The sequence below is a fragment of the Ralstonia sp. SET104 genome (genome assembly GCF_003851545.1).
In the GTDB taxonomy this organism is placed as follows: domain Bacteria; phylum Pseudomonadota; class Gammaproteobacteria; order Burkholderiales; family Burkholderiaceae; genus Ralstonia.
In genome coordinates, this window is record NZ_BHVX01000012.1 from 99,045 (window position 1) to 123,217 (window position 24,173).

The following is a 24,173-nucleotide window of genomic DNA, read 5'->3' on the forward strand; positions in this document are numbered from 1 at the left end:
ACAAACCTGGACTGACCTTATTCGGCAGCGCCGTCGACTTCCACAGCCTCGGCAACTTCCGGACGATCGAGCAGCTCGACCAGTGCCATCGGCGCATTGTCGCCCTGACGGAAGCCGAACTTCAGAATACGGGTGTAGCCGCCCGGACGGGTGGCGAAACGCGGGCCCAGTTCGGTAAACAGCTTGGTGACCATATCGCGATCACGCAGGCGGGCGAACGCCAGACGGCGGTTGGCAACGGTGTCCTTCTTGGCCAACGTGATCAGCGGCTCGACAACCTTGCGCAGCTCCTTCGCCTTAGGCACGGTGGTCTTGATCAGCTCGTGCTGCAGCAGCGAGTTAGACATGTTGCGCAGCATCGCGAGACGGTGCGACGAGGTGCGGTTCAGTTTCCGCAAACCATGACGGTGACGCATGATGATTCCTTCTTAAGAGTGTTTGACCAGCTCTTCTATCACCGCTTGCGCGGCGCGGGCCGGTAGCCTTAACAATAAGCCGTCCAGATAGGAACGGCGGGAAAACCGGCCGATGCACACGCACCGGCCGACAATTTCAACTTACTTCTCGAGACCCGCCGGCGGCCAGTTCTCGAGCTTCATGCCGAGCGTCAGGCCACGCGATGCGAGAACTTCCTTGATCTCGTTGAGCGACTTGCGACCCAGGTTCGGAGTCTTGAGCAGTTCGTTCTCGGTACGCTGGATCAGGTCGCCGATGTAGTAGATGTTTTCGGCCTTCAGACAATTGGCCGAACGCACCGTCAGCTCCAGGTCGTCGACCGGGCGCAGCAGGATCGGATCGATCTGCGGTGCGCGGGCAGCAGCAGCTTCAGCGGCGCTCTCGGTGCCTTCCAGCGCGGCGAACACCGACAGTTGGTCCACCAGGATGCGAGCCGACTGGCGGATCGCTTCCTCCGGCGAGATCACGCCGTTGGTCTCGATGTTCATCACCAGTTTGTCGAGGTCAGTGCGCTGCTCCACACGGGCAGATTCCACCGCGTACGACACGCGGCGCACCGGCGCGAACGAGGCGTCCAGCACAATGCGGCCGATGACCTTACTCGACTCATCGCCGAACTTGCGCACGTTGCCCGGCACGTAGCCGCGGCCTTGTTCGACCTTCAGTTGCAGGTCCAGCTTGCCGCCAGCCGACAGGTTGGCGATCACGTGACCCGGGTTGATGATCTCGACATCGTGCGGCAGCTCGATATCGGCAGCGGTCACCACACCTTCGCCTTCCTTGCGCAGCGACACCGTGACTTCATCACGGTTGTGCAGCTTGAACACCACGCCCTTCAGGTTCAGCAGCAGGTTGACGACGTCTTCCTGCACGCCATCGATGGTGGAATATTCGTGGACGACCCCTGCGATCGTGACTTCGGTCGGGGCATAACCGACCATCGACGACAGCAGCACGCGGCGCAGCGCGTTACCGAGCGTGTGGCCGTAGCCGCGCTCGAACGGTTCCATGACGACCTTCGCGTGATGATCGCCAAGCGGCTCAACCGCAATAATTTTGGGCTTCAGGAGTGCTGTTTGCATTAGGTTGTCCTATTTCAATACCCTCGGCTCGTTACACCGATAAGGCTGACGGATTGGACTGGAAAGGTCCCATCGCGAAACTCGCGACGGAAGACGCGCGTGCCGCAATCGCGTTGCGGCACGTAACGATTCGGATTGGATCGGCGCCGGAATATTGCCAGCGCACGAACTCAATGTCGTTGACGATGAGCATCCCCAAAAGGCGCACGAGCCCGCACCTTGCGGCACGGGCGTCGTCATTAACGCGAATACAGTTCGACGATCAGGCTTTCGTTGATGTCGCCGGCGATATCCGCGCGATCCGGGGCTTGCTTGAAGGTGCCTTCCATCTTCTTGGCATCCACGGCAACCCAGATCGGGAAGCCAGTTTGCTCAGCCAGGGTCAGCGATTCAGCAATACGCACTTGCTTCTTCGACTTTTCGCGGATGGCGATCACGTCGCCCGACTTGACCTGGGCCGACGGCACGTTCAGAGCCTGACCGTTCACCAGGATCGCCTTGTGCGATACCAGCTGACGCGCTTCAGCGCGGGTCGAGCCGAAGCCCATGCGGTAGACGACGTTGTCCAGGCGCGATTCCAGCAGTTGCAACAGAGTCTCACCCGTGTTGCCCTTACGACGGTCGGCTTCAGCAAAGTAGCGGCGGAATTGGCGCTCCAGCACACCGTAGATGCGCTTGACCTTCTGCTTTTCACGCAGTTGGTTACCGTAGTCGGAGGTGCGAGCGCCAGAGGTGCGGCCATGCTGACCAGGCTTGCTGTCCAGCTTGCACTTGTCGGCGAGCGAGCGGCGTGCGCTCTTCAGGAAAAGGTCAGTACCTTCGCGGCGAGACAGTTTCGCCTTGGGGCCGGTATAGCGTGCCACGTTGTGTTCCTTCGTTATCAGTCATCCGTGGCATAGGGCCTCGGATGGTCCGCCTGATCAGTCCCAACAACGAGACCGCAGCGAACAGTGGGCTTATGAAAAGACGAAACCCGCCTTCCGGGAAACCCGGAAGACAGGCAAGCGGGCAATTATAGCACCCGCAGACCGACCTCACCAATAACTGGCGCGGCCGGTCAACTTACTTAGATACGACGACGCTTCGGCGGACGGCAGCCGTTATGCGGGACGGGCGTCACATCTTCGATCAACTGGATCTTGATACCCAAGTTGTTCAGTGCACGCACGGCCGACTCGCGACCAGGGCCCGGGCCCTTGATACGGACTTCCAGGTTCTTGATGCCTTGGTCCTGCGCAACGCGGCCAGCACTTTCAGCAGCCACCTGAGCGGCGAACGGCGTCGATTTGCGCGAGCCCTTGAAGCCTTGGCCGCCCGACGTCGCCCACGACAGAGCATTGCCCTGACGGTCGGTGATCGTGATGATCGTGTTGTTGAACGACGCGTGAACGTGCGCGATGCCGTCGGCGACGTTCTTGCGAACCTTCTTGCGCGCGCGCTGGGCGGCGGTATTCGCTGCTTTTGCCATAGTTTCTATCCTTTACCCGACGGATTACTTCTTGAGCGCAACGCCGGCCTTACGCGGACCCTTACGGGTACGGGCGTTGGTGCGGGTACGCTGACCACGCATCGGCAAGCCCTTGCGATGGCGCACGCCACGGTAGCAGCCCAGATCCATCAGGCGCTTGATGTTCATCGTCGTTTCACGGCGCAGATCGCCTTCGACGAGGAACTTCTCGATTTCCTTACGCAGCGCGTCCTGGTCCGGATCCGTCAGGTCCTTGACCTTCTTGTCGGTCGGGATACCAGTAGCCTCGCAAATTTTCTGAGCGCGCGAGCGGCCGATACCGTAGATCGCCGTCAGGCCAATCACGGTATGTTTGTGGTTGGGGATGTTGACCCCTGCGATACGTGCCATTCGTCAATCCTCTTTGCGAAATTAGCCTTGGCGCTGCTTATGACGCGGGTCCGACGAGCAGATCACACGCACCACGCCCTTGCGCTTGATGATTTTGCAGTTGCGGCAAATGCGCTTAACAGAAGCCAGCACTTTCATGATTTTCCTCTTCCTTCAATTCCAGTCCGCTCACTTCGCCCGGAATACGATGCGCGCGCGGGACAGATCATACGGGGTCAATTCGACCGTCACCTTGTCCCCGGGCAGGATGCGGATGTAATGCATACGCATCTTGCCGGAAATATGGCCTAACACTACGTGGCCGTTCTCTAGCTTGACGCGAAACGTTGCGTTGGGGAGGTTTTCCAGCACCTCGCCCTGCATCTGGATCACGTCATCTTTAGCCATGTCCCTTCAGGTTCGTGCGATCACTCCTAGCGGAGCGTCAGGTTTCCCTTGAAATTCGCCTTCTTCATCAAAGACTCGTACTGCTGAGACATCACGTAGGACTGCACTTGCGCCATGAAGTCCATCGTAACAACCACGATGATCAACAGCGACGTCCCCCCGAAGTAGAACGGCACATTCCAGCGCAGCACCAAGAACTCCGGCAACAGACACACCAGCGTGATGTAGATCGCACCAGCCAACGTCAGCCGCACCAGAATCTTGTCGATATACCGTGTGGTTTGCTCGCCCGGACGAATACCCGGAATGAACGCCCCACTCTTCTTCAGGTTATCCGCTACTTCGCGGCTGTTATAGACCAGCGCTGTGTAGAAGAAACAGAAGAAGATGATCGCCGCCGCATACAGCAGGATGTACACCGGCTGACCTGGAGACAGCGTTGCTGCCAAGTCCTTGACGACCCGTGCAACCGGATTCGTCGAGTTGCCGGCTGTAAACCAGCCCGCGATCGTAGCCGGGAACAGAATGATCGACGATGCAAAGATCGGCGGAATCACCCCGGCCATATTCAACTTCAGCGGCAAATGCGACGACTGACCGCCATAAATCTTGTTACCAACCTGCCGCTTGGCGTAGTTGACGAGGATCTTGCGCTGGCCGCGTTCGATGAACACAACCACGAACGTCACCGCACCAATAATCGCCACCACCAGGATCGCGGAGAAAATCCCCATCGAACCCGTACGCACCAGCTCGAACAGACCACCAATTGCGTTGGGCAGACCTGCAGCGATCCCGCCGAAGATGATGATCGAGATCCCGTTGCCCAGCCCACGCTCGGTGATCTGCTCACCCAGCCACATCAGGAACATCGTACCTGTCACCAGCGTAATCACCGCGGTAGCTCGGAACATCAGGCCCGGGTCCAACACCAGACCCGGCTGTGCTTCGAGCGCCACTGCAATCCCCAGCGCCTGGAACGTTGCAAGGACGACCGTACCGTAGCGCGTGTACTGCGTAATCTTGCGCTGGCCGGCTTGGCCTTCCTTCTTCAACGACTCCAGCTGCGGCAGCACGATCGTCAGCAGTTGCATGATGATCGACGCCGAGATGTACGGCATGATCCCCAGCGCAAACACCGTAAAACGCGACAGCGCGCCGCCGGAAAACAGGTTGAACATCCCGAGGATGCCGCCTGATTGCCGTTGGAAAAGCTGCGCCAGTTGATCCGGATCGATGCCGGGCACAGGAATGTGCGCGCCGATCCGATACACCAGCAGTGCCAGGACCAGGAACACAAGCCGACGGCGAAGATCGCCGTACTTGGCCGTGTTCTTGGCCTGGGCCATCACATTAGGTTTCGCCGTGGCCAAACGGATGCTCCGTCAGTGTGAAACAGCAGGCTATTAGGCCAGCGAGCCACCAGCTGCTTCGATTGCGGCTTTCGCCCCAGCCGTCGCGCCGATACCCTTCAGAGTTACCTTCTTGTCGATTTCGCCCGACAGGATCACCTTGGCGCTCTTGACCATCTCGCCAATAAGGCCGGCTTGCTTGAGGGACAGCAGATCGACTTCTTCGATCGGCAGGCCCGCCAGGTCGCCCAGACGCACTTCAGCGGTGAATTCCTTGGTCAGCGAGGTAAAACCGCGCTTGGGCAGACGACGATGCAGGGGCATCTGACCGCCCTCGAAGCCGACCTTGTGGAAACCACCCGAACGCGACTTCTGACCCTTGTGACCACGGCCAGCTGTCTTACCCAGGCCCGAACCAATACCGCGACCAACGCGGCGCTTGGCGTGCTTGGAGCCAGCTGCCGGCTTCAGGTTATTCAGTTGCATGTTCTTCTCCGTCTTGCCTTAGCCGATGACCTTGACTAGGTAGGACACCTTGTTGATCATGCCGCGCACTGCGGGCGTGTCCTGCAATTCGGACACCGAGTTCATGCGGCGCAGGCCCAGGCCGCGCACCGTGGCGCGGTGGTCTTCGCGCGTACCGATCAGGCTGCGCACGAGTTGGACTTTCACGGTTTTCTGCGACATATCGTTCACCTATCCCTTCGGCTTAGCCGAGGATCTCTTCGACCGACTTGCCACGCTTGGCGGCAACTTCGGCCGGGGTGCTCATCTTGCGCAGGCCATCCAGCGTTGCGCGCACCATGTTGTAAGGATTGGTCGAACCGTGCGACTTGGTCACGATGTTCGTCACGCCCATCACTTCGAAGATGGCGCGCATCGGGCCGCCGGCGATCACGCCAGTACCGTCCTTCGCGGGCATCATCTGCACCTTTGCGGCGCCATGCTTGCCAACCACTTCGTGTTGCAGCGTACCGTTCTTCAGCGGGACCTTGACCATCTTGCGACGGGCTTCGTCCATTGCCTTCTGCACGGCCACAGGGACTTCCTTAGCCTTACCCTTGCCCATGCCGATACGGCCGTCGCCGTCGCCGACCACAGTCAGAGCAGCGAAACCGAGAATCCGGCCGCCCTTGACCACCTTGGTCACACGGTTGACCGCGATCATCTTCTCGCGAAGACCGTCGTCGCGTTCGTCCCCTTGGACCTTAGGTTGAATTTTTGCCATGACGATATCCTCTATGCCGGCTTAGAACTTCAGGCCAGCTTCGCGTGCCGCGTCGGCCAGAGCCTTCACGCGACCGTGATAACGGAAACCCGAGCGATCGAACGCCACGGCTTCGATGCCGGCAGCCTTCGCCTTCTCAGCGATGCGCTTACCCACCAAGGTGGCAGCAGCGGTGTTGCCACCGTTGCCGTTCAGTTCCTTGCGGATTTCGGCTTCCGCCGTCGAGGCCGAAGCCAGGACCTTGGTGCCGTCTTCCGAGAAGACCTGCGCATAAATGTGCAGGTTCGTACGGTGCACAGCCAGACGGGCGACGCTCAGTTCCGCAATCTTCAGGCGGGTCTGACGTGCACGGCGCAGACGCGAGTCATTTTTGTTCATGATGTGCACCCTTACTTCTTCTTGGTTTCCTTCAGGATCACACGCTCATCGGCGTAGCGCACACCCTTGCCCTTGTAGGGCTCAGGCGGACGATATGCACGCACTTCAGCGGCGACCTGACCAACTTTCTGCTTGTCCGAACCCTTGATGATGATTTCGGTCTGCGTCGGCGTTTCCGCCTTCACGCCTTCCGGCATCTCATGGATCACGTCGTGCGAAAAACCGAGTTGCAGCTTCAGGGCGGAGCCTTGAAGCGAAGCACGGTAACCCACGCCGACCAGGTTCAGCTTGCGCTCGAAACCCGTCGTCACGCCCTTGACCATATTGGCCGTCAGGGCGCGCATCGTACCTTGCAGCGCATTGGCTTCACGCGACTCATCTGCCGGCGCGAACGTGATCGTGCCGTTGTCGGTGTTGACCTTGACCAGCGAGTGAATCGGCTGCGTCAGTGTGCCCAGCGGGCCCTTGACGGTCAGCAGACCACCAGCGAAATTGACTTCGGCGCCCTTGGGCAGCGCGATGGGAGCCTTACCTACGCGAGACATGGTTCCCCTCCCTTAGGCAACGTAACAAATGACTTCGCCACCGACACCGGTTGCGCGGGCGCGGCGGTCCGTCATCAGACCCTGAGGGGTCGAGATGATGGCAACACCCAGGCCGTTCATCACTTGCGGAATTTCATTGCGGCCCTTGTACACACGCAGACCAGGCTTCGAGACGCGCTCCAGGCGCTCGATGACCGGACGGCCAGCGTAGTACTTCAGACCAATCGTCAGCGTGGACTTACCACCCTGCTCGGTCACGGCGAATTCGTCGATGTAGCCTTCGTCCTTCAGGACTTTGGCGATTGCCACCTTCAGCTTCGACGACGGCATGACCACCGACGCTTTTTCCACCGCTTGCGCGTTGCGGATACGCGTCAGCATATCGGCGATCGGATCGCTCATGCTCATACTGTTTCTCCTGTAGCCTGTGCGTGATTACCAGCTGGCTTTCGTCAGACCCGGGATCTCGCCCTTGAAGGCGATTTCACGGAGCTTGTTACGCGCCAGGCCGAACTTACGGAACGTACCGCGGGGACGACCGGTGATCGAGCAGCGGTTGCGCTGACGAGTCGGATTCGCGTTGCGCGGCAGTGCCTGCAGCTTCAGGCGCGCTTCGTAACGCTCTTCTTCCGACTTGCTTTGGTCTGCCACGATGGCTTCGAGAGCGGCGCGCTTCTCAGCGTACTTGGCCACGAGCTTGGCACGCTTCTTCTCGCGTTCGATCAGAGACAATTTAGCCACGGTAACCCCTTAATTACGGAACGGGAACTTGAACGCGTTGAGGAGCGCCTTCGCTTCCTCGTCGTTCTTCGCAGTCGTCGTGATGCTGATGTTCAGACCACGGAGTGCGTCGATCTTGTCGTACTCGATTTCGGGGAAAATGATTTGCTCTTTCACACCGATGTTGTAGTTGCCACGACCATCGAAAGCCTTACCCGACACACCACGGAAATCGCGCACGCGGGGCAGCGACACAGTGATGAAGCGGTCCAGGAATTCGTACATGCGTTGGCCACGCAGCGTGACCATCGTGCCGATCGGGTAACCCTGGCGAATCTTGAAGCCGGCGATAGCCTTGCGGGCTTTCGTCACGATGGGCTTCTGGCCAGCGATCTTGATCAGGTCACCAGTGGCGTGCTCAATGACTTTCTTGTCATTGATGGCTTCGCCAAGACCCATGTTCAGGGTGATCTTGGTGATGCGCGGCACTTCCATCACGGACTTGTAACCGAACTGTTTGATTAGTTCGGGCACAACCTTCTCTTTGTAAAACTCTTGCAGACGTGCAGTCATGCTCAACTCCTCTCTATTGCCCAGAATCAAGCGCCGACGGCAGCACCGGTGGTCTTCAGCACGCGCGTCTTCACGCCGCCTTCAACCTTGATGCCGACGCGCGACGGCTTGCCATTGGCATCCACGAGCGCAACGTTTGAAATATGGATGGGCATGACCTTGTCGACCACACCACCCGTGGTACCCAGCATCGGGTTCGGGCGCACGTGCTTCTTGGCAACATTCACGCCCTCCACCGTCACGTGCTCAGCGAGCACAGCCAGCACGGTACCCTGCTTGCCCTTGTCTTTACCGGTGCGGACGATGACGCGATCGCCCTTGCGAATCTTGTTCATGCGGCCTCCGATTACAGCACTTCCGGCGCGAGCGACACGATCTTCATGAAGCGCTCGTTACGGAGTTCGCGAGTGACCGGCCCGAAGATACGGGTGCCGATCGGCTCAAGCTTGGTGTTCAGCAGCACGGCGGCATTGCCGTCGAACTTGATGAGCGAACCGTCAGGACGGCGCACGCCCTTGGCGGTACGCACCACCACGGCGTTATAGATATCGCCCTTCTTCACGCGACCACGCGGAGCAGCATCCTTGACGCTGACCTTGATGATGTCGCCGACGCTGGCGTAGCGGCGCTTCGAGCCGCCCAGCACCTTGATGCACATGACTTCACGTGCACCCGTGTTATCGGCCACTTCGAGCCGGCTTTCTGTCTGAATCATGGTGTTCTCGTCCCAACTTAATTCGCCAAACGCACAATGCGCAGAGGCGATCAGTCTTGGTCCCGCCGGCTGCTGGCATTGCGCCAACTGCGATTGGGTTGATCAACTTGAAGTCGGTAGCTGCCCGACGGCGATTGCCGCCTGGCCCATTCGCTTTTTCCTTTATCTGAGCCACCAGCATATCCGCCGGCAACCCTCACAAAGGGAAAGACCGAGACTATATCACATAATCCCGGTCTTGCAACAGCAAACTACTCTGCTGTTGTTTTAGATCACGCGCGCAGCTTCAAGCAGCCGCGACACCACCCACGACTTGGTGCGGGAGAGCGGACGCGATTCCGTGATCTCAACCTTGTCGCCTTCGTTGTACTGGTTGGCTTCGTCGTGCGCATGGTACTTCTTTGAGCGCACCACGTACTTGCCGTACAGCGGATGCTTGACGCGGTTTTCGATCAGGACCGTGACGGTCTTGTCCATCTTGTTGCTGACAACGCGACCGACGAGCGTGCGCTTCAGGGACGTTGCGGCTTCAGTCATTTCTGGTTCCCCTTCTGGCCCAGCACAGTGCGGACGCGTGCGATGTCACGACGCACTTTCTTCAGCTGGCTGGTGTTCTGCAGCTGTTGCGTCGCTTTTTGCATGCGCAGGCCAAATTGAGCCTTCAGCAGCTCGGAGAGCTCCTGATTCAGCCCGGCGACATCTTTGTCGCGCAGTTCGGATGCTTTCATGGTGTGTACTCCTTACGTTCCGACCTGACGCACCACGAAGCTGGTCGCGATCGGCAGTTTGGCAGCTGCCAGGCGGAACGCCTCGCGTGCCAGTTCTTCGCCAACGCCGTCCATTTCGTACAGCATCTTGCCCGGCTGAATTTCAGCCACGTAGTATTCCGGGTTGCCCTTACCGTTACCCATACGGACTTCGGCAGGCTTCTTCGAGATCGGCTTGTCCGGGAAAATCCGGATCCAAATGCGACCGCCACGCTTGATGTGACGGGTCATCGCACGACGGGCCGACTCGATCTGACGCGCGGTCAGACGGCCGCGGCCCATCGCCTTCAGGCCGAATTCGCCGAACGAGACTGCGTTGCCGCGCGTCGCGATACCGGTGTTACGGCCCTTCTGCTCCTTGCGGTACTTTCTGCGCTTAGGTTGCAGCATGTTTATTCTCCAGTCTTGGCGTCGGCGCCACGACGGGCACCCGCGCCAGCACCGCGGCGCTGACCTGCCGGGCGACCTTCGCCTTCACGGCGACGGCCTTCCGGACGGCCCGGACGGCGGCGGCGCTCATCTTCCTTCGGCTCTTCCACGACGGGCGCGTCATTGCGACCGAGGTGGTCGCCCTTGTACACCCACACCTTGACACCGATGATGCCGTAGGTGGTTTCCGCTTCGGAGAAGCCGTAGTCGATATCGGCGCGCAGCGTGTGCAGGGGCACACGACCTTCGCGGTACCATTCGGTACGGGCGATTTCGATGCCGTTCAGACGGCCCGAGCTCATGATCTTGATGCCTTGGGCACCCAGACGCATCGCGTTCTGCATCGCGCGCTTCATTGCGCGGCGGAACATGATGCGGCGCTCAAGCTGCTGCGTGATCGAATCGGCGATCAGTTGTGCATCGACTTCCGGCTTGCGGATTTCTTCGATGTTCACGTGCACAGGCACGCCCATGCGACGCTGCAGCTCAGCCTTCAGCAGTTCGATATCCTCGCCTTTCTTGCCGATCACCACGCCCGGACGCGAGCTGTAAATCGTGATACGTGCATTCTTGGCCGGACGCTCGATGACCACGCGGCCCACCGAAGCGTTCTTCAGCTTCTTCTTCAGAAACTCGCGAACTTCGATGTCTTCCTTGAGCATGCCCGCAAACTGGGTGTTGCTGGCGTACCAGCGCGATGCCCAGTTACGGCTGACAGCCAGACGGAAGCCAGTCGGATGAATCTTCTGTCCCATCGTGACCCCTTAGTTGCCCAGCGTCACAGTGATGTGACAGGTTTGTTTCTCGATGCGGTTGCCACGGCCCTTCGCACGCGCGGTGAAGCGCTTGAGCGAGGTGGCCTTGTCGATGCAGATCGCCTTGACCTTCAGTTCATCGATGTCGGCGCCTTCATTGTGCTCGGCGTTCGCGATGGCGGACTCAACCACCTTCTTCACGATGCCAGCCGCCTTCTTCGGGCTGAACGTCAGCACGTTGAGTGCACGCTCGATCGACAGGCCGCGGATCTGATCAGCAACCAGACGCGTCTTCTGTGCAGAGATACGGGCGCCGCGATGAATCGCTTTAACTTCCATGATTGCCCCTTATCGCTTCGCTTTCTTGTCGGCAGCGTGGCCCTTGAACGTACGCGTGAGCGCAAATTCGCCGAGCTTGTGGCCAACCATGTTTTCCGTGACATACACGGGCACGTGCTGACGGCCGTTGTGAACGGCGATCGTCAGGCCGATGAAGTCCGGCAGAATGGTCGAACGACGCGACCACGTCTTGATGGGCTTCTTGTCCTTCGTTTGCACTGCCGCCTCAACCTTCTTCAACAGGTGGGCGTCAATGAAAGGACCCTTTTTTACGGAACGAGTCATATCTAAGCTCCTACCTGCCGATTAACGCTTGTGACGGCGCTGAACGATCATGCTGTCCGTGCGCTTGTTACGACGGGTGCGGTAACCCTTGGTCGGGGTACCCCACGGCGACACCGGATCGCGGCCAGCAGCGGTCTTACCTTCACCACCACCGTGCGGGTGATCCACCGGGTTCATCACCACACCGCGAACGGTCGGGCGAATACCGCGCCAACGGGTTGCACCGGCCTTGCCGATCTGGCGCAGGCTGTGCTCTTCGTTGCCGACTTCACCGATGGTCGCGCGGCACTCGATATGCACGCGGCGCACTTCACCCGAGCGCAGGCGCACTTGAGCGTAGATGCCTTCGCGAGCCAGCAGCACGGCGGACGTACCAGCCGAACGGGCAACTTGAGCGCCCTTGCCCGGCAGGATTTCCACGCAGTGGATCGTCGTACCGACCGGAATGTTGCGAATCGGCAGGTTGTTACCGGCCTTGATCGGCGCTTCCGAGCCGTTGGCGATGGCTTGGCCAACCACAGCGCCCTTCGGGGCGATGATGTAGCGGCGCTCACCGTCAGCGAACAGCACGAGCGCGATGTTGGCGCTACGGTTCGGGTCGTATTCCAGGCGCTCGATCTTGGCCGGGATACCGTCCTTATCGTTACGCTTGAAATCGACGACGCGATAGTGATGCTTGTGACCACCGCCCTTGTGACGGGTGGTGATGTGGCCGTTGTTGTTACGACCCGACTTCTGGATTTGCTTTTCCAGCAGCGGAGCGTGCGGCGCACCCTTGTGAAGGTCGGGGTTGACGACCTTCACCATCGAGCGGCGGCCCGGCGATGTCGGTTTGGTTTTGACGAGTGCCATGATTACTTGGCCTCCGCTTCAAAATTGATTTCCTGGCCCGGCTTCAGCGAGACATAGGCCATCTTCACGTGGTTACGGCGACCCATGAAGCGACCGAAGCGCTTTTGCTTGCCCTTGCGGTTCAGGATCTGGACGGACGCGACTTCCACCTTGAACAGCAGTTCGACGGCGGCCTTCACTTCGATCTTGTTGGCGTCGGGAGCCACTTCGAACACGACCTGTTCGTTCTTCTCGGCCACGAGGGTTGCCTTTTCAGACACCACAGGCGCCAGCAGCACCTGCATCAGGCGATGGTCGTTCTTGGCAACTTGCGTCATTTCAGCAACTCCTCGATCTGCGCGACGGCACCCTTCGTCACGAGCACCTTCTTGTAGTGCACGAGCGACAGGGGGTCGGCGTGACGCGGCTCAACCACGAGCACATGCGCCAGGTTGCGCGATGCCAGGAAGAGGTTTTCGTCCAGGTTATCGGTAATCACGAGCACCGAATCCAGGCCCATGGCGCGGAACTTGTCGGCCAGCAGCTTGGTCTTGGGCGCTTCGACGGACAGGCTGTCAACGACGTTGATGCGACCTTCACGGGCAAGCTGCGAATAAATCGAGCGCATGCCGGCGCGGTACATCTTCTTGTTGACCTTCTGCGAGAAGTTTTCTTCCGGGCTGTTCGGGAAGATACGACCACCCCCGCGCCACAGCGGGGAGGAGCTCATACCTGCACGGGCGCGGCCCGTACCCTTTTGACGCCACGGCTTCTTGGTCGTGTGCTTGACCTCTTCACGGTCCTTCTGCTTACGGTTACCGCTGCGAGCGTTGGCCTGGTAAGCGACGACGACTTGGTGAACGAGGGCTTCGTTGTAGTCACGGCCGAACACTTCCGGCGAAGCAGCAACGCTTGCGCCGAGTTGACCGTTGTCCTGGAGCAGCTTCAGTTCCATGCGTTTGCTCCTTATGCCTTCTTGGCGCGGGCCTTCACGGCCGGCGTGACGATGACTTGACCGCCCTTGGCGCCCGGAATCGCACCCTTGACCAGCAACAGCTTGCGTTCTGCATCGATCTTGGCGATTTCCAGGTTCTGGACGGTACGGGTGACGTCACCCATATGACCGGTCATGCGCTTACCCGGAAACACGCGGCCCGGATCCTGCGCCATACCGATCGAGCCCGGCACGTTGTGCGAGCGCGAGTTACCGTGCGAGGCGCGGCCCGACGAGAAGTTGTAACGCTTGATGGTACCGGCGTAGCCCTTACCAATCGTCACGCCCTGAACGTCAATCTTCTGACCGACTTCGAACAGGTCGACGCTGATGTTCGCGCCCGGCTGGAATTCAGCGGCACGAGCGGCATCCACTCGGAATTCTTTGATGACTTCGCCCGCTTCCACGCCGGCTTTGGCGAGATGACCCGCCAGCGGCTTGGTGACGCGGCTGGCGCGTCGGGTGCCGAAGGTGACTTGCACCGCGGTGTAACCGTCGGTCTCGTCCGTCTTGATTTGCGTCACGCGGTTGTCGCCGACCTCGAGCACGGTGACGGGAATCGAATCGCCGTCGTCCGTGAAAATACGGGTCATGCCAACCTTGCGACCTACAAGGCCAAGGCTCATGGTTTGCTCCATTCCCAGCTGCGATTGGCCGGGGCTGATTGATACTACGAATCTTGAACTGGACTGCGCCTAAAGAGACGGCGCGCGGCCAAATGGCCAGCCCACTCCCCTGACTAAAGGGGTAGCCCTACACTATATCCCGGCTACGGGCTATGTGCAAGCACGATTGGCGTCAAGCGCGTACCGATGTGGCACACGGCACGAAACGACAACCAAAAAGCGAAACGGCGAGCACTTGGCTCGCCGTTTGCACGTTGCCGGAATGACCCGACAGCGTTGAGGTGCTTACTGCAGCTTGATCTCGACGTCCACGCCGGCCGGCAGGTCCAGCTTCATCAGCGCGTCAACGGTCTTGTCCGTCGGATCGACGATGTCCATCAAACGCTGATGCGTGCGAATTTCGAACTGATCGCGGCTGGTCTTGTTGACGTGCGGCGAACGCAGAACATCGAAACGCTGGATGCGAGTCGGCAGGGGCACCGGGCCCTTGACGATCGCGCCAGTGCGCTTCGCGGTTTCAACGATTTCAGCGGCCGATTGATCGATCAGACGGTAGTCGAAAGCCTTGAGGCGGATACGGATCTTCTGGTTTTGCATGATGTTTCCTTAAAGAGCGTGGCGGCTGGGCCGCCGGTAGATTGAAAGAGCGATGCAACAGGCATGCGCCGCGCCCCTTACGAGGAACGGCGCATCGGTCCGCCTTTTACTTGAGGATCTTGGCGACGACGCCGGCACCAACGGTACGGCCGCCTTCACGGATAGCGAAGCGCAGGCCTTCTTCCATGGCGATCGGGGCGATCAGCTTGACGGTGATCGACACGTTGTCGCCCGGCATAACCATTTCTTTGCCTTCCGGCAGTGCGATCGAGCCGGTCACGTCCGTCGTACGGAAGTAGAACTGCGGACGGTAGTTGTTGAAGAACGGCGTGTGGCGGCCGCCTTCGTCCTTCGACAGGATGTAGACCTCGCCCGTGAATTCCGTGTGCGGCTTGATCGAACCCGGCTTGGCCAGCACTTGGCCGCGCTGAACGTCTTCGCGCTTCGTACCGCGCAGCAGAATACCGACGTTGTCGCCTGCCTGACCTTGGTCGAGCAGCTTGCGGAACATTTCCACGCCCGTGCACGTCGTCTTGTCGATCTTCGGCTTGTCGCCGTCCATGGCGATACCGACGATTTCGATTTCTTCGCCGACCTTGATGATGCCGCGCTCGATACGGCCGGTCACCACCGTGCCGCGACCCGAGATCGAGAACACGTCTTCCACCGGCATCAGGAACGTGCCGTCAACAGCGCGCTCCGGCGTCGGGATGTAGGTGTCCAGTGCGTCGGCCAGGTTCATGATGGCCACTTCGCCCAGTTCGCCCTTGTCGCCTTCCAGCGCCAGCTTGGCCGAACCCTTGATGATCGGAGTGTCGTCGCCCGGGAAGTCGTACTTCGACAGAAGTTCGCGCACTTCCATTTCGACCAGTTCCAGCAGCTCAGCGTCGTCCACCATGTCGCACTTGTTCAGGAAGACGATGATGTACGGCACGCCAACCTGACGAGCCAGCAGGATGTGCTCACGCGTTTGCGGCATCGGGCCGTCTGCGGCCGAGCACACCAGGATTGCGCCGTCCATCTGGGCGGCACCGGTGATCATGTTCTTGACGTAGTCGGCGTGGCCCGGGCAGTCAACGTGCGCGTAGTGGCGGTTGGCCGTCTCGTACTCGATGTGCGCGGTGTTGATCGTGATGCCGCGTGCCTTTTCTTCCGGCGCTGCGTCGATTTCGTCGTACTTCTTGGCGGTACCACCAAACTTGCTCGACAGCACGGTTGCGATTGCTGCCGTCAGCGTCGTCTTGCCGTGGTCAACGTGACCAATCGTACCAACGTTCACGTGCGGCTTGGTCCGCTCGAACTTTTCCTTTGCCATGTCAGCTCCTCAATTCGGAATGGGCTAATTGCTAGATTTAGATGGGGGCGGCACGCACGCGCGCGTCGCCCAAAACACGTTGATTACTTCGTACCCTTGGCAGCCATCACAGCTTCGGCGATGTTCTTCGGTGCCTCAGCGTATTGCTTGAATTCCATGGTGTACGTGGCGCGGCCTTGCGTTTGCGAGCGCAGCGACGTCGAATAACCGAACATTTCCGACAGCGGGACTTCGGCCTTGATGATCTTGCCACCGCCCACCATGTCGTCCATGCCCTGCACGATGCCGCGGCGGGACGACAAGTCGCCCATCACGGTACCCGTGTAGTCTTCCGGCGTTTCCACTTCCACAGCCATCATCGGCTCGAGCAGAACCGGCGTGGCGCGGCGCATGGCTTCCTTGAAAGCCATGGAGCCAGCCATGCGGAACGCGTTTTCGTTCGAGTCCACATCGTGGTACGAACCGAAGGTCAGCGTGACCTTCACGTCCACCACCGGGAAGCCCGCCAGAATACCGGCCGGCAGCGTGTCGACGATACCCTTCTCAACCGCCGGGATGTATTCGCGAGGAATCACACCGCCCTTGATGGCGTCGACGAATTCGAAGTTCTTGCCTGCCTTCTTCGCCTCGTCATCTGCCGGTTCCAGCGTGATCACTGCGTGACCATACTGACCGCGGCCGCCCGACTGCTTGACGAACTTGCCTTCGACGTCTTCAACCTTCTTGCGGATGGTTTCGCGGTAGGCAACCTGCGGCGCGCCGATGTTGGCTTCAACTCCGAACTCGCGCTTCATGCGATCGACCAGAATTTCGAGGTGGAGCTCGCCCATGCCCGAAATAATGGTCTGACCCGATTCTTCATCGGTACGCACGCGGAACGACGGATCTTCAGCGGCCAGGCGGTTCAGGGCGATACCCATCTTTTCCTGGTCAGCCTTGGTCTTCGGCTCGACAGCCTGCGAGATCACCGGCTCCGGGAACACCATGCGCTCGAGAATGATCGGCGCGCTCGGATCGCACAGCGTGTCACCCGTGGTGGCGTCCTTCAAGCCCACCGCCGCGGCGATGTCACCGGCCAGCACTTCCTTGATTTCTTCGCGCTGGTTGGCGTGCATCTGCAGAATACGACCCAGACGCTCCTTCTTCTGCTTCACCGGGTTGTACACGGTGTCGCCAGAATTGATCTTGCCCGAGTAGACGCGGAAGAAGATCAGTTGACCAACGAACGGGTCGGTCATGATCTTGAACGCCAGCGCCGAGAACTTTTCGTTGTCGTCAGCCTTGCGCTCGAGCTTCTTCTCTTCGTCGTTTTCGTCGATACCCTGAACCGGCGGAATGTCGACCGGCGACGGCAGGAAATCGATCACGGCGTCGAGCATGCGCTGCACGCCCTTGTTCTTGAACGCGGTGCCGCACAGCATCGGCTGGATTTCGCAGGCGATGGTGCGATCGCGCAGTGCCTTGACGATCTCAGCACGGGTCAGCTCTTCGCCGCCCAGGTACTTTTCCATCAGCGCTTCGCTGGCTTCGGCGGCGGACTCGACCATCTTCTCGCGCCATTCTTCAGCGGTGGCTTGCAGTTCGGCCGGGATGTCCTGGTATTCGAACTTCACGCCCTGGCTGGCTTCGTCCCAAATGATCGCCTTCATTTCCAGCAGATCGACGACGCCCTGGAAGCCGTCTTCGGCGCCGATCGGCACCACCACGGGCACCGGATTGGCCTTCAGGCGGGTCTTCAGTTGGTCGTAGACCTTGAAGAAGTTCGCACCGGTACGGTCCATCTTGTTGACGAACGCCAGACGGGGCACCTTGTACTTGTTGGCCTGACGCCAGACGGTTTCCGACTGCGGCTGCACGCCACCCACTGCGCAGTACACCATGCACGCGCCGTCCAGCACACGCATCGAACGCTCCACCTCGATGGTGAAGTCCACGTGGCCCGGGGTGTCGATGATGTTGAAGCGGTGCTCGGGGTAGTTGCCGCCCATGCCCTTCCAGAAGGCGGTGGTAGCAGCCGAGGTGATGGTGATGCCGCGCTCCTGCTCCTGCTCCATCCAGTCCATGGTGGCAGCGCCATCATGCACTTCACCGATCTTGTGGTTCACACCGGTGTAGAACAGGATCCGCTCGGTCGTGGTGGTCTTGCCGGCGTCGATGTGAGCGGAAATACCGATGTTACGGTAGCGCTCAATGGGGGTCTTACGAGCCACGGTTAATCCTCTGATTCGTCAACGGGGCGCCACCACATGGCGAACGCCCCTAATACAAATGGGCGAGATGTGCGCACACAGCCCGCCCAGCAACCAACAACGTGCGTGAGTCGCTTAGAAGCGGAAGTGCGAGAACGCCTTGTTGGCTTCCGCCATACGGTGCACTTCGTCGCGCTTCTTCATGGCGCCGCCACGGCCTTCCGAGGCCTCGAGCAGTTCACCAGCCAGACGCAGGGCCATCGACTTCTCGCTGCGCTTCTTCGCAGCTTCCCGCAGCCAACGCATCGCCAATGCCAGACGACGCGACGGCCGGACTTCGACCGGCACCTGATAGTTAGCACCACCAACGCGGCGGCTCTTCACTTCGACCACCGGCTTGATGTTGCCGATTGCCAGCGTGAACACCTCGATGGGCGCCTTGCCTGCTTTCTTCTCGATCTGGTCGAACGCACCGTAGACGATACGCTCAGCCACCGACTTCTTGCCGTCCAGCATCAGGACGTTCATGAACTTGGCGACTTCCACATTGCCGAACTTCGGGTCCGGCAGAATTTCCCGCTTGGGGACTTCACGACGACGTGGCATCTTCTTTCCTTCTCTGTTCAGTTGAGAACCGTTTCGGTTCTCCGGCCACCAACTAGCTTGTTTTCCAACAATCTGAGCCGGGTGACCACTTACTCGACGGTGCCAGTGCGGTCAAAAAACGCACCGTTGTACCGCCTGCTCATGACAAGACCGTGACCGCAAACGCGGGCCGATCCCAGTGACGGCTTAGGCCGCCTTCGGACGCTTCGCGCCGTACTTCGAACGCGCTTGCTTACGGTCCTTGACGCCTTGCAGGTCAAGGGAGCCGCGCACGATGTGGTAACGCACACCCGGCAAGTCCTTCACACGGCCGCCGCGGATCAGCACGACGCTGTGTTCTTGCAGGTTGTGGCCTTCACCGCCGATGTACGAAATGACTTCGAAACCGTTGGTCAGGCGCACCTTGGCGACCTTACGCAGTGCCGAGTTCGGCTTCTTCGGCGTCGTGGTGTACACGCGGGTGCACACGCCGCGACGCTGCGGGCAGTTCTCAAGTGCCGGGCTCTTGCTCTTCAGCTTTTCAGAGACGCGGGGCTTGCGAACCAGTTGATTGATGGTTGGCATTGTTCAATCCAGCTTGGTTTTTGAAAAATCGCCGGCTCACATAACGTGAACGCCTCATTTGTGAGGCGGACGGCGCAATCGAGTTGATGGAAGTGGCGAGCAGAACGCTCTGGAGGGAGGATCTGCGGGAACAGATCAAGACCAAAGAGCGCGAGCCCGTCTGGTTCAGATGCCTTGCACAGCGCTTTGCCGGGCATGGACGTGCGAAGCCAGAAGCCAAAAACTCGAATCTGGCACTATAGCGACCTGTCTGGCAAGCGTCAAGCGCGCCACCAGTCTGACGGCGCGCGATGCAGGTCAGCAGCGGCGCGGTGTGGTGCTAATGGCACGCGGCACACGTGCGGGCCACACGAATACGAGTGCGGCCGTCGCCACAAACCCAAGCGCCAGAACAGATACACCGACCCAGCCGGCTCGCGCCCAAGCCACTCCGGCTAAACCGCCGCCTGCGGCTGCGCCAAAGAAGAACGCCCCCGTGTACAGGCCATTCACGCGCCCGCGAATCTCCGGCGGCAGCGTGTTGACGATGTAGCGGCCGAGCGCCTGGTCGCCAATGGCGCCGAAATCGAGCAGCAAAGCGGCGCCCACCAGCATCGCCAACAAGACGGGGACGCTCAGGCCGGGCACCAGCGCCGACGCCAACGCCAGCAGCAGCCCCATCGCTGCACTGCCATGCGCGAGCAGCGTACCCATGCGTACCAACCCGCGATCCGCCAGTCGCCCGGCAATGGGCGCCGCCACGACACCCGCCGCCCCGCACAGCGCGAAGATACCGATGCCGTTCTGCGACAGATGGAACGGCGCCGCTGCGAGCCGCAAAGCCACGGCCGTCCAGAACAGCGTAAACGCAGCCATCAGCAGGGCCTGGATGGTGGCGCGACGGCGCAACAATGGCTCGTTGCGCAGTAGTCGACCGTACGAACCCAGCAGTGCGCCGTACGACAGTGTGCGCGGCGGCACGAAGGTCGGCATCACGCGCGGCAGCAGGACGGCCAGCGCGGCAATCGCCACCGCCGACGCAGCATAAAACGCCCGCCAGCCCCACTGCGCCGCAATCAGGCTGGCGGCCGGGCGCGACAGCAGGATGCCCAGATTCAGGCCGATCATGATGTCGCCGAGCACGCGCCCGCGCCGGTGGTCGGCGGCCAGGCGCCCGGCCAGCGCAATCAGCATCTGAATGACGGTTGACGTGAGACCGATGGCGAAGGCAGCCAGCATCAGCACCTGACCGCTGTGTGCGATGGTGGTCAGGGCCAGCGACGCTACCGCGCCCCACAACGTGCGCGAGGCGAGCGCCCGATTGTCCAGCAGATCGGTCAGCGGCATCAGCAGCAAAAGGCCGATGCCGTAGCCGATGAGCGTGGCGGTCACCAGCAGCCCGGTGGCGGCGGTGCTCCAGCCGATGCTGGTGGCAATTTCGGCGACGAGCGGCTGGATGCCGAACAGGTTAATGACGATCAGCCCGACGGCAGCGGCAAACAGTGGCGTGGCGCTGCGTGGCAGCCGGTCGATAGGCGGGGCGTTGGAAACGGCAACAGCAGGCGCTTCGGTCGTCATGATGTCGGGACGAGGAGTCAGAGCGCCCCATCGTAGCCAATCGATTCGCGCAGAATAAGGTAGCCTCTGGCGCCATATTGTTTCCATAAGCGAGCAAATATGGACCGGCTCTCCGATGTGGTGATCTTCGTGCAGGTGGTGGAGCGCGGCAGCCTGTCGGGTGCGTCCGATGCGATGGGTGTCTCGCGCGGCGTCATCAGCAAGGCGCTGGCGCGGCTGGAGGCGCGGCTGGAAACGCGCCTGCTGCAACGCACCACGCGGCGCCTATCGCTGACCGAAGCGGGCGCCGCGTTCTTCGAGAAAAGCCGCGAGGGCCTGGCACTGATCGACACGGCCGAGCAAACGGTCACCGCTTTGCGTGATGAGGCGCGCGGCACGCTACGGGTGTCGGCGCCAGCGTCGTTTGCGGTGACGCTGTTGGCACCGTTGCTGGGCGCATTCCAAGCGCGCTACCCCGCTGTCCAGATCGATCTGGACATGAACGACCGCTACGCCGATCTCGTAGCGGGCCGGATCGATGTGGCAATCCGCATCGGCATGCTGGAGGACTCCTCGCTCGTGGCACGGCGGCTGGCGAACTGCGCCCACGTCATTTACGGCGCGCCGACGTACTTCCGTGAGCGGGGCATTCCGAAAACACCGGACGAGCTGCGCGACCACAACTGCCTCGTCTACGCCAACTACGATGGGCCGTACGATTGGGCGCTGACGGACGCGGCCGGACAGCGGCACATTGCGCACGTGAGCGGTTCGATGCTGGCCAACAACAGCCTCGTGCTACGCGAGGCGGCGCGATCAGGATTGGGAGTATCGCTGGGGCCGGCGTATCTGGTGCGCGATGACATTGCGGCAGGACAGTTGCAGGCGGTGCTGACGGATTACGCGGCGCGCGAGGTGCCGCTGCATGCGGTGTTCACGCAGCGCGTGCATCTGCTGCCAAAGGTGCGGGCGTTCGTCGATTTCCTGGCGGAGCATCTGGCTCACACCGGGGTGATGGGGCCGCTGCCGGACTAGGCGGCTTCCCGGCACTTCTCCAGCACGTCGAGCAGCGCTTGTCCGTAGCGGTCCAGTTTGGCCATTCCGATGCCCGGCAGCTCGCCAAGCGCCTCGCGCGAATCCGGATCAGTCTCCGCAATGCGTGCGAGCGTGCTGTCGTGAAAGATCACATAGGCCGGCACGCTGTGCTCGCGCGCAGCCTGCGTGCGCCAGGCGCGCAACGCCTGCCAGCGCACCTGCGCGTCCGCCGAAAGCTCTGCGGCCGGATCAGCGCGACGCTCCCTCTTCGACGAGGACGCCGACGAGCCGCGCACCTTCTCGGCTTGGCGGCGCAGGATCACCGACTGCGCCCCCTTGAGCACCGGGCGTGCCGCATCCGTCAGGATCAGCGCGCCATGGCCACCGTGGTCGACAGCGAACAAACCCTGCGCGACCAATTGACGAAACACACTGCGCCACGCGGCTTCCGACAATTCGTTGCCTATGCCGAAGGTCGACACTGTTTCGAGATGCCATTGCTTGACACGCTCGGTGGCATTGCCGCGCAGGATGTCAATGAGCTGCCCCGCGCCGAAGCTGATGCGGCTGGCCTGCTGCACGCGGTACGCGCAGGACAGCGCCATCTGCGCCTCGCGTGTGGCATCCCACGTTTGCGGCGGTGTGAGGCAGGTGTCGCAGTTGCCGCACGGCTCGCTCGCTTCACCAAAGTAGGCGAGCAACGCCACGCGCCGGCAGCCGGCCGATTCCGCCAAACCGAGCAGCGCGTCGAGCTTGGCCGTCGATACACGCTTGTGCACGTCGTCGGCATCAGATTCATCGATCATGCGGCGCTGCTGCACCACATCAGCCAGACCGTAAGCCATCCACGCGTTGGCAGGCATGCCATCGCGGCCAGCGCGGCCCGTTTCCTGGTAATAGCCTTCCAGGCTTTTGGGCAGGTCGAGATGCGCAACGAAACGCACGTCGGGCTTGTCGATGCCCATGCCGAAGGCGATGGTCGCCACCATCACAACGCCCTCCTCCTTGCGGAAGATCGCCTGATGGCGGGCACGCACTTCAGAGTCCATCCCGGCGTGATACGGCAGCGCGCGGATGCCCTGCTCGGCCAGCCACTGCGCGGTTTCTTCCACCTTCTTGCGCGACAGGCAGTAGACGATGCCGGCGTCGCAGGTATCGCCGTCCATGTGCTCGGCGCGGATGAAGCGCAGGAGCTGGTTGCGCGCGCTGTCCTTCTCGACGATGGTGTAGCGGATGTTCGGGCGGTCGAAGCTGGAGAGAAAGACGCGCGCATCCGTCAACGCCAGCCGCTCAACGATTTCGTCGCGCGTCACGGCATCGGCCGTGGCCGTGAGCGCGATGCGCGGCACGTGCGCAAAGCGCTCGTGCAGCACCGAGAGCTGGATGTACTCGGGGCGGAAATCGTGCCCCCACTGCGACACGCAGTGCGCCTCGTCGATGGCAAACAGGCCAATGCGGGAACGTTCAATCAGATCCAGAAAGCGCGGCGTCATCAACCGCTCGGGCGCGACGTAGACGAGATCCAGCCGCCCCGCCGCCAGATCCCGCTCGACTTGGGCGGCCTCGGCACCCGTCAGCGCGGAGTTGAGGTACGCCGCACGCACGCCGGCTTCTTCCAGCGCGGCCACCTGATCCTGCATCAGCGCGATCAGCGGCGAAACGACAATGCCCGCACCCTGCCCGCGCCGATGCCGCACGAGCGCCGGAATCTGATAGCAGAGCGATTTGCCGCCACCGGTCGGCATCAGCACCAGGCAATCGCCGCCGTCGGCCACGTGCGTGACGATCTCCGCCTGCGGGCCGCGGAAGGCGCTATAGCCGAACACGTCGTGCAGCACCGCGTGCGTGGCGGCGGCGGTGTCTTCGGGCAGCGCCTGCAGCGCGTTATCTATGGCGGGAGAGTCGTACATCGGGACGGCGGGTGCGCGCGATGTCACGCGCGGGCTGGGCGAAACCGCTATTGTGACAAACCCCGCCGAGGGGTGGTCAATCAGGGGAATCGGATGATGCC

The 24,173-nt window shown here is 61.0% G+C and carries 36 protein-coding genes; 1 reads left to right on the forward strand and 35 read right to left on the reverse strand.

Features of this window, described 5'->3' with window-relative positions:
* Positions 1-17: 17 nt before the first annotated feature.
* The 34 genes from rplQ to PSUB009319_RS16225 all read right to left on the reverse strand — a co-directional run bounded on the left by rplQ (position 18) and on the right by PSUB009319_RS16225 (position 21,148).
* Positions 18-416, reverse strand: a complete 399-nt coding sequence (gene rplQ, locus PSUB009319_RS16060; RefSeq protein WP_124383228.1) for a 50S ribosomal protein L17 — start codon at positions 414-416, stop codon at positions 18-20.
* Between the two features lie 141 nt (positions 417-557).
* Complete coding sequence (locus PSUB009319_RS16065) at positions 558-1,538, reverse strand: DNA-directed RNA polymerase subunit alpha (protein ID WP_004634508.1); 981 nt, start codon at positions 1,536-1,538, stop codon at positions 558-560.
* A 239-nt stretch (positions 1,539-1,777) separates the two neighbouring features.
* Positions 1,778-2,401: a 30S ribosomal protein S4 gene (gene rpsD / locus PSUB009319_RS16070; protein ID WP_024977879.1), complete on the reverse strand. Its 624-nt coding sequence runs from the start codon at positions 2,399-2,401 to the stop codon at positions 1,778-1,780.
* Between the two features lie 203 nt (positions 2,402-2,604).
* Entirely contained in the window at positions 2,605-3,006 is a 402-nt protein-coding gene (gene rpsK, locus PSUB009319_RS16075; protein WP_003264143.1) for a 30S ribosomal protein S11, read from the reverse strand.
* A gap of 24 nt (positions 3,007-3,030) precedes the next feature.
* A complete protein-coding gene (gene rpsM / locus PSUB009319_RS16080; RefSeq protein WP_004634501.1) occupies positions 3,031-3,396 on the reverse strand; it encodes a 30S ribosomal protein S13 in 366 nt (121 codons plus the stop codon).
* 21 nt (positions 3,397-3,417) lie between these two features.
* Positions 3,418-3,534 (reverse strand): 50S ribosomal protein L36, encoded by a 117-nt coding sequence (gene rpmJ / locus PSUB009319_RS16085; protein ID WP_003264141.1) that lies wholly within the window; start codon positions 3,532-3,534, stop codon positions 3,418-3,420.
* Positions 3,535-3,564: 30 nt separating this feature from the next.
* Complete coding sequence (gene infA / locus PSUB009319_RS16090; protein WP_003264140.1) at positions 3,565-3,783, reverse strand: translation initiation factor IF-1; 219 nt, start codon at positions 3,781-3,783, stop codon at positions 3,565-3,567.
* Between the two features lie 26 nt (positions 3,784-3,809).
* Positions 3,810-5,132, reverse strand: a complete 1,323-nt coding sequence (gene secY / locus PSUB009319_RS16095; protein WP_009277656.1) for a preprotein translocase subunit SecY — start codon at positions 5,130-5,132, stop codon at positions 3,810-3,812.
* A 57-nt stretch (positions 5,133-5,189) separates the two neighbouring features.
* Positions 5,190-5,621 carry a 50S ribosomal protein L15 gene (gene rplO, locus PSUB009319_RS16100; RefSeq protein WP_124383229.1) on the reverse strand — a complete coding sequence of 144 codons (432 nt, stop codon included), beginning with the start codon at positions 5,619-5,621 and terminating at the stop codon, positions 5,190-5,192.
* An 18-nt stretch (positions 5,622-5,639) separates the two neighbouring features.
* On the reverse strand, positions 5,640-5,822 hold the full coding sequence (rpmD, locus tag PSUB009319_RS16105; protein ID WP_003264137.1) for a 50S ribosomal protein L30: 183 nt from the start codon (positions 5,820-5,822) through the stop codon (positions 5,640-5,642).
* A gap of 22 nt (positions 5,823-5,844) precedes the next feature.
* Positions 5,845-6,363 carry a 30S ribosomal protein S5 gene (rpsE, locus tag PSUB009319_RS16110; RefSeq protein ID WP_004634493.1) on the reverse strand — a complete coding sequence of 173 codons (519 nt, stop codon included), beginning with the start codon at positions 6,361-6,363 and terminating at the stop codon, positions 5,845-5,847.
* Between the two features lie 21 nt (positions 6,364-6,384).
* Complete coding sequence (gene rplR, locus PSUB009319_RS16115; RefSeq protein WP_124383230.1) at positions 6,385-6,741, reverse strand: 50S ribosomal protein L18; 357 nt, start codon at positions 6,739-6,741, stop codon at positions 6,385-6,387.
* Between the two features lie 11 nt (positions 6,742-6,752).
* The gene (gene rplF, locus PSUB009319_RS16120; protein WP_124383231.1) at positions 6,753-7,286 is read right to left on the reverse strand and encodes a 50S ribosomal protein L6; all 534 of its coding nucleotides are present in this window, start codon (positions 7,284-7,286) and stop codon (positions 6,753-6,755) included.
* Between the two features lie 12 nt (positions 7,287-7,298).
* A complete protein-coding gene (gene rpsH, locus PSUB009319_RS16125) occupies positions 7,299-7,694 on the reverse strand; it encodes a 30S ribosomal protein S8 (protein WP_004634489.1) in 396 nt (131 codons plus the stop codon).
* 27 nt (positions 7,695-7,721) lie between these two features.
* Entirely contained in the window at positions 7,722-8,027 is a 306-nt protein-coding gene (gene rpsN / locus PSUB009319_RS16130) for a 30S ribosomal protein S14 (RefSeq protein WP_004634486.1), read from the reverse strand.
* A 9-nt stretch (positions 8,028-8,036) separates the two neighbouring features.
* Entirely contained in the window at positions 8,037-8,579 is a 543-nt protein-coding gene (gene rplE / locus PSUB009319_RS16135; protein ID WP_009241894.1) for a 50S ribosomal protein L5, read from the reverse strand.
* 26 nt (positions 8,580-8,605) lie between these two features.
* Positions 8,606-8,914, reverse strand: a complete 309-nt coding sequence (gene rplX, locus PSUB009319_RS16140) for a 50S ribosomal protein L24 (RefSeq protein WP_009241893.1) — start codon at positions 8,912-8,914, stop codon at positions 8,606-8,608.
* A gap of 11 nt (positions 8,915-8,925) precedes the next feature.
* Positions 8,926-9,294, reverse strand: a complete 369-nt coding sequence (gene rplN, locus PSUB009319_RS16145) for a 50S ribosomal protein L14 (RefSeq protein WP_124383232.1) — start codon at positions 9,292-9,294, stop codon at positions 8,926-8,928.
* Positions 9,295-9,561: 267 nt separating this feature from the next.
* On the reverse strand, positions 9,562-9,831 hold the full coding sequence (gene rpsQ, locus PSUB009319_RS16150) for a 30S ribosomal protein S17 (protein WP_004634482.1): 270 nt from the start codon (positions 9,829-9,831) through the stop codon (positions 9,562-9,564).
* The gene (rpmC, locus tag PSUB009319_RS16155) at positions 9,828-10,022 is read right to left on the reverse strand and encodes a 50S ribosomal protein L29 (protein ID WP_004634481.1); all 195 of its coding nucleotides are present in this window, start codon (positions 10,020-10,022) and stop codon (positions 9,828-9,830) included. Before rpmC ends, rpsQ begins: the two co-directional genes overlap by 4 nt.
* A gap of 12 nt (positions 10,023-10,034) precedes the next feature.
* Positions 10,035-10,451, reverse strand: coding sequence for a 50S ribosomal protein L16 (rplP, locus tag PSUB009319_RS16160; RefSeq protein ID WP_003264123.1), 417 nt, complete (start codon positions 10,449-10,451; stop codon positions 10,035-10,037).
* A gap of 2 nt (positions 10,452-10,453) precedes the next feature.
* Positions 10,454-11,245: a 30S ribosomal protein S3 gene (gene rpsC, locus PSUB009319_RS16165; RefSeq protein ID WP_124383233.1), complete on the reverse strand. Its 792-nt coding sequence runs from the start codon at positions 11,243-11,245 to the stop codon at positions 10,454-10,456.
* A 9-nt stretch (positions 11,246-11,254) separates the two neighbouring features.
* On the reverse strand, positions 11,255-11,584 hold the full coding sequence (gene rplV / locus PSUB009319_RS16170) for a 50S ribosomal protein L22 (protein ID WP_124383234.1): 330 nt from the start codon (positions 11,582-11,584) through the stop codon (positions 11,255-11,257).
* Positions 11,585-11,593: 9 nt separating this feature from the next.
* Entirely contained in the window at positions 11,594-11,869 is a 276-nt protein-coding gene (rpsS, locus tag PSUB009319_RS16175; RefSeq protein ID WP_004634478.1) for a 30S ribosomal protein S19, read from the reverse strand.
* Between the two features lie 21 nt (positions 11,870-11,890).
* Complete coding sequence (gene rplB, locus PSUB009319_RS16180) at positions 11,891-12,721, reverse strand: 50S ribosomal protein L2 (RefSeq protein WP_004634477.1); 831 nt, start codon at positions 12,719-12,721, stop codon at positions 11,891-11,893.
* A 2-nt stretch (positions 12,722-12,723) separates the two neighbouring features.
* Positions 12,724-13,038 carry a 50S ribosomal protein L23 gene (gene rplW, locus PSUB009319_RS16185; RefSeq protein WP_039598701.1) on the reverse strand — a complete coding sequence of 105 codons (315 nt, stop codon included), beginning with the start codon at positions 13,036-13,038 and terminating at the stop codon, positions 12,724-12,726.
* Positions 13,035-13,655: a 50S ribosomal protein L4 gene (rplD, locus tag PSUB009319_RS16190; protein WP_124383235.1), complete on the reverse strand. Its 621-nt coding sequence runs from the start codon at positions 13,653-13,655 to the stop codon at positions 13,035-13,037. Before rplD ends, rplW begins: the two co-directional genes overlap by 4 nt.
* 11 nt (positions 13,656-13,666) lie before the next feature.
* Positions 13,667-14,320 (reverse strand): 50S ribosomal protein L3, encoded by a 654-nt coding sequence (gene rplC / locus PSUB009319_RS16195; RefSeq protein ID WP_004634474.1) that lies wholly within the window; start codon positions 14,318-14,320, stop codon positions 13,667-13,669.
* A gap of 285 nt (positions 14,321-14,605) precedes the next feature.
* Positions 14,606-14,917, reverse strand: coding sequence for a 30S ribosomal protein S10 (gene rpsJ, locus PSUB009319_RS16200; RefSeq protein ID WP_004634473.1), 312 nt, complete (start codon positions 14,915-14,917; stop codon positions 14,606-14,608).
* Positions 14,918-15,023: 106 nt separating this feature from the next.
* The gene (gene tuf, locus PSUB009319_RS16205; RefSeq protein WP_102067425.1) at positions 15,024-16,232 is read right to left on the reverse strand and encodes an elongation factor Tu; all 1,209 of its coding nucleotides are present in this window, start codon (positions 16,230-16,232) and stop codon (positions 15,024-15,026) included.
* An 83-nt stretch (positions 16,233-16,315) separates the two neighbouring features.
* On the reverse strand, positions 16,316-18,442 hold the full coding sequence (fusA, locus tag PSUB009319_RS16210; protein WP_124383236.1) for an elongation factor G: 2,127 nt from the start codon (positions 18,440-18,442) through the stop codon (positions 16,316-16,318).
* A gap of 114 nt (positions 18,443-18,556) precedes the next feature.
* The gene (gene rpsG / locus PSUB009319_RS16215) at positions 18,557-19,027 is read right to left on the reverse strand and encodes a 30S ribosomal protein S7 (RefSeq protein WP_004634470.1); all 471 of its coding nucleotides are present in this window, start codon (positions 19,025-19,027) and stop codon (positions 18,557-18,559) included.
* Between the two features lie 186 nt (positions 19,028-19,213).
* Positions 19,214-19,591, reverse strand: coding sequence for a 30S ribosomal protein S12 (gene rpsL / locus PSUB009319_RS16220; RefSeq protein ID WP_003265519.1), 378 nt, complete (start codon positions 19,589-19,591; stop codon positions 19,214-19,216).
* Between the two features lie 297 nt (positions 19,592-19,888).
* Positions 19,889-21,148, reverse strand: a complete 1,260-nt coding sequence (locus tag PSUB009319_RS16225) for an MFS transporter (RefSeq protein ID WP_124383237.1) — start codon at positions 21,146-21,148, stop codon at positions 19,889-19,891.
* A gap of 99 nt (positions 21,149-21,247) precedes the next feature.
* Between PSUB009319_RS16225 and PSUB009319_RS16230 the strand changes: the two genes are divergently transcribed.
* Entirely contained in the window at positions 21,248-22,162 is a 915-nt protein-coding gene (locus PSUB009319_RS16230) for a LysR family transcriptional regulator (protein ID WP_124383238.1), read from the forward strand.
* On the opposite strand, the gene recQ is transcribed toward PSUB009319_RS16230, so the two are convergent.
* Positions 22,159-24,072 carry a DNA helicase RecQ gene (recQ, locus tag PSUB009319_RS16235; protein ID WP_124383239.1) on the reverse strand — a complete coding sequence of 638 codons (1,914 nt, stop codon included), beginning with the start codon at positions 24,070-24,072 and terminating at the stop codon, positions 22,159-22,161. The two genes, PSUB009319_RS16230 and recQ, sit on opposite strands and share 4 nt — an antisense overlap.
* Positions 24,073-24,173: the final 101 nt, after the last annotated feature.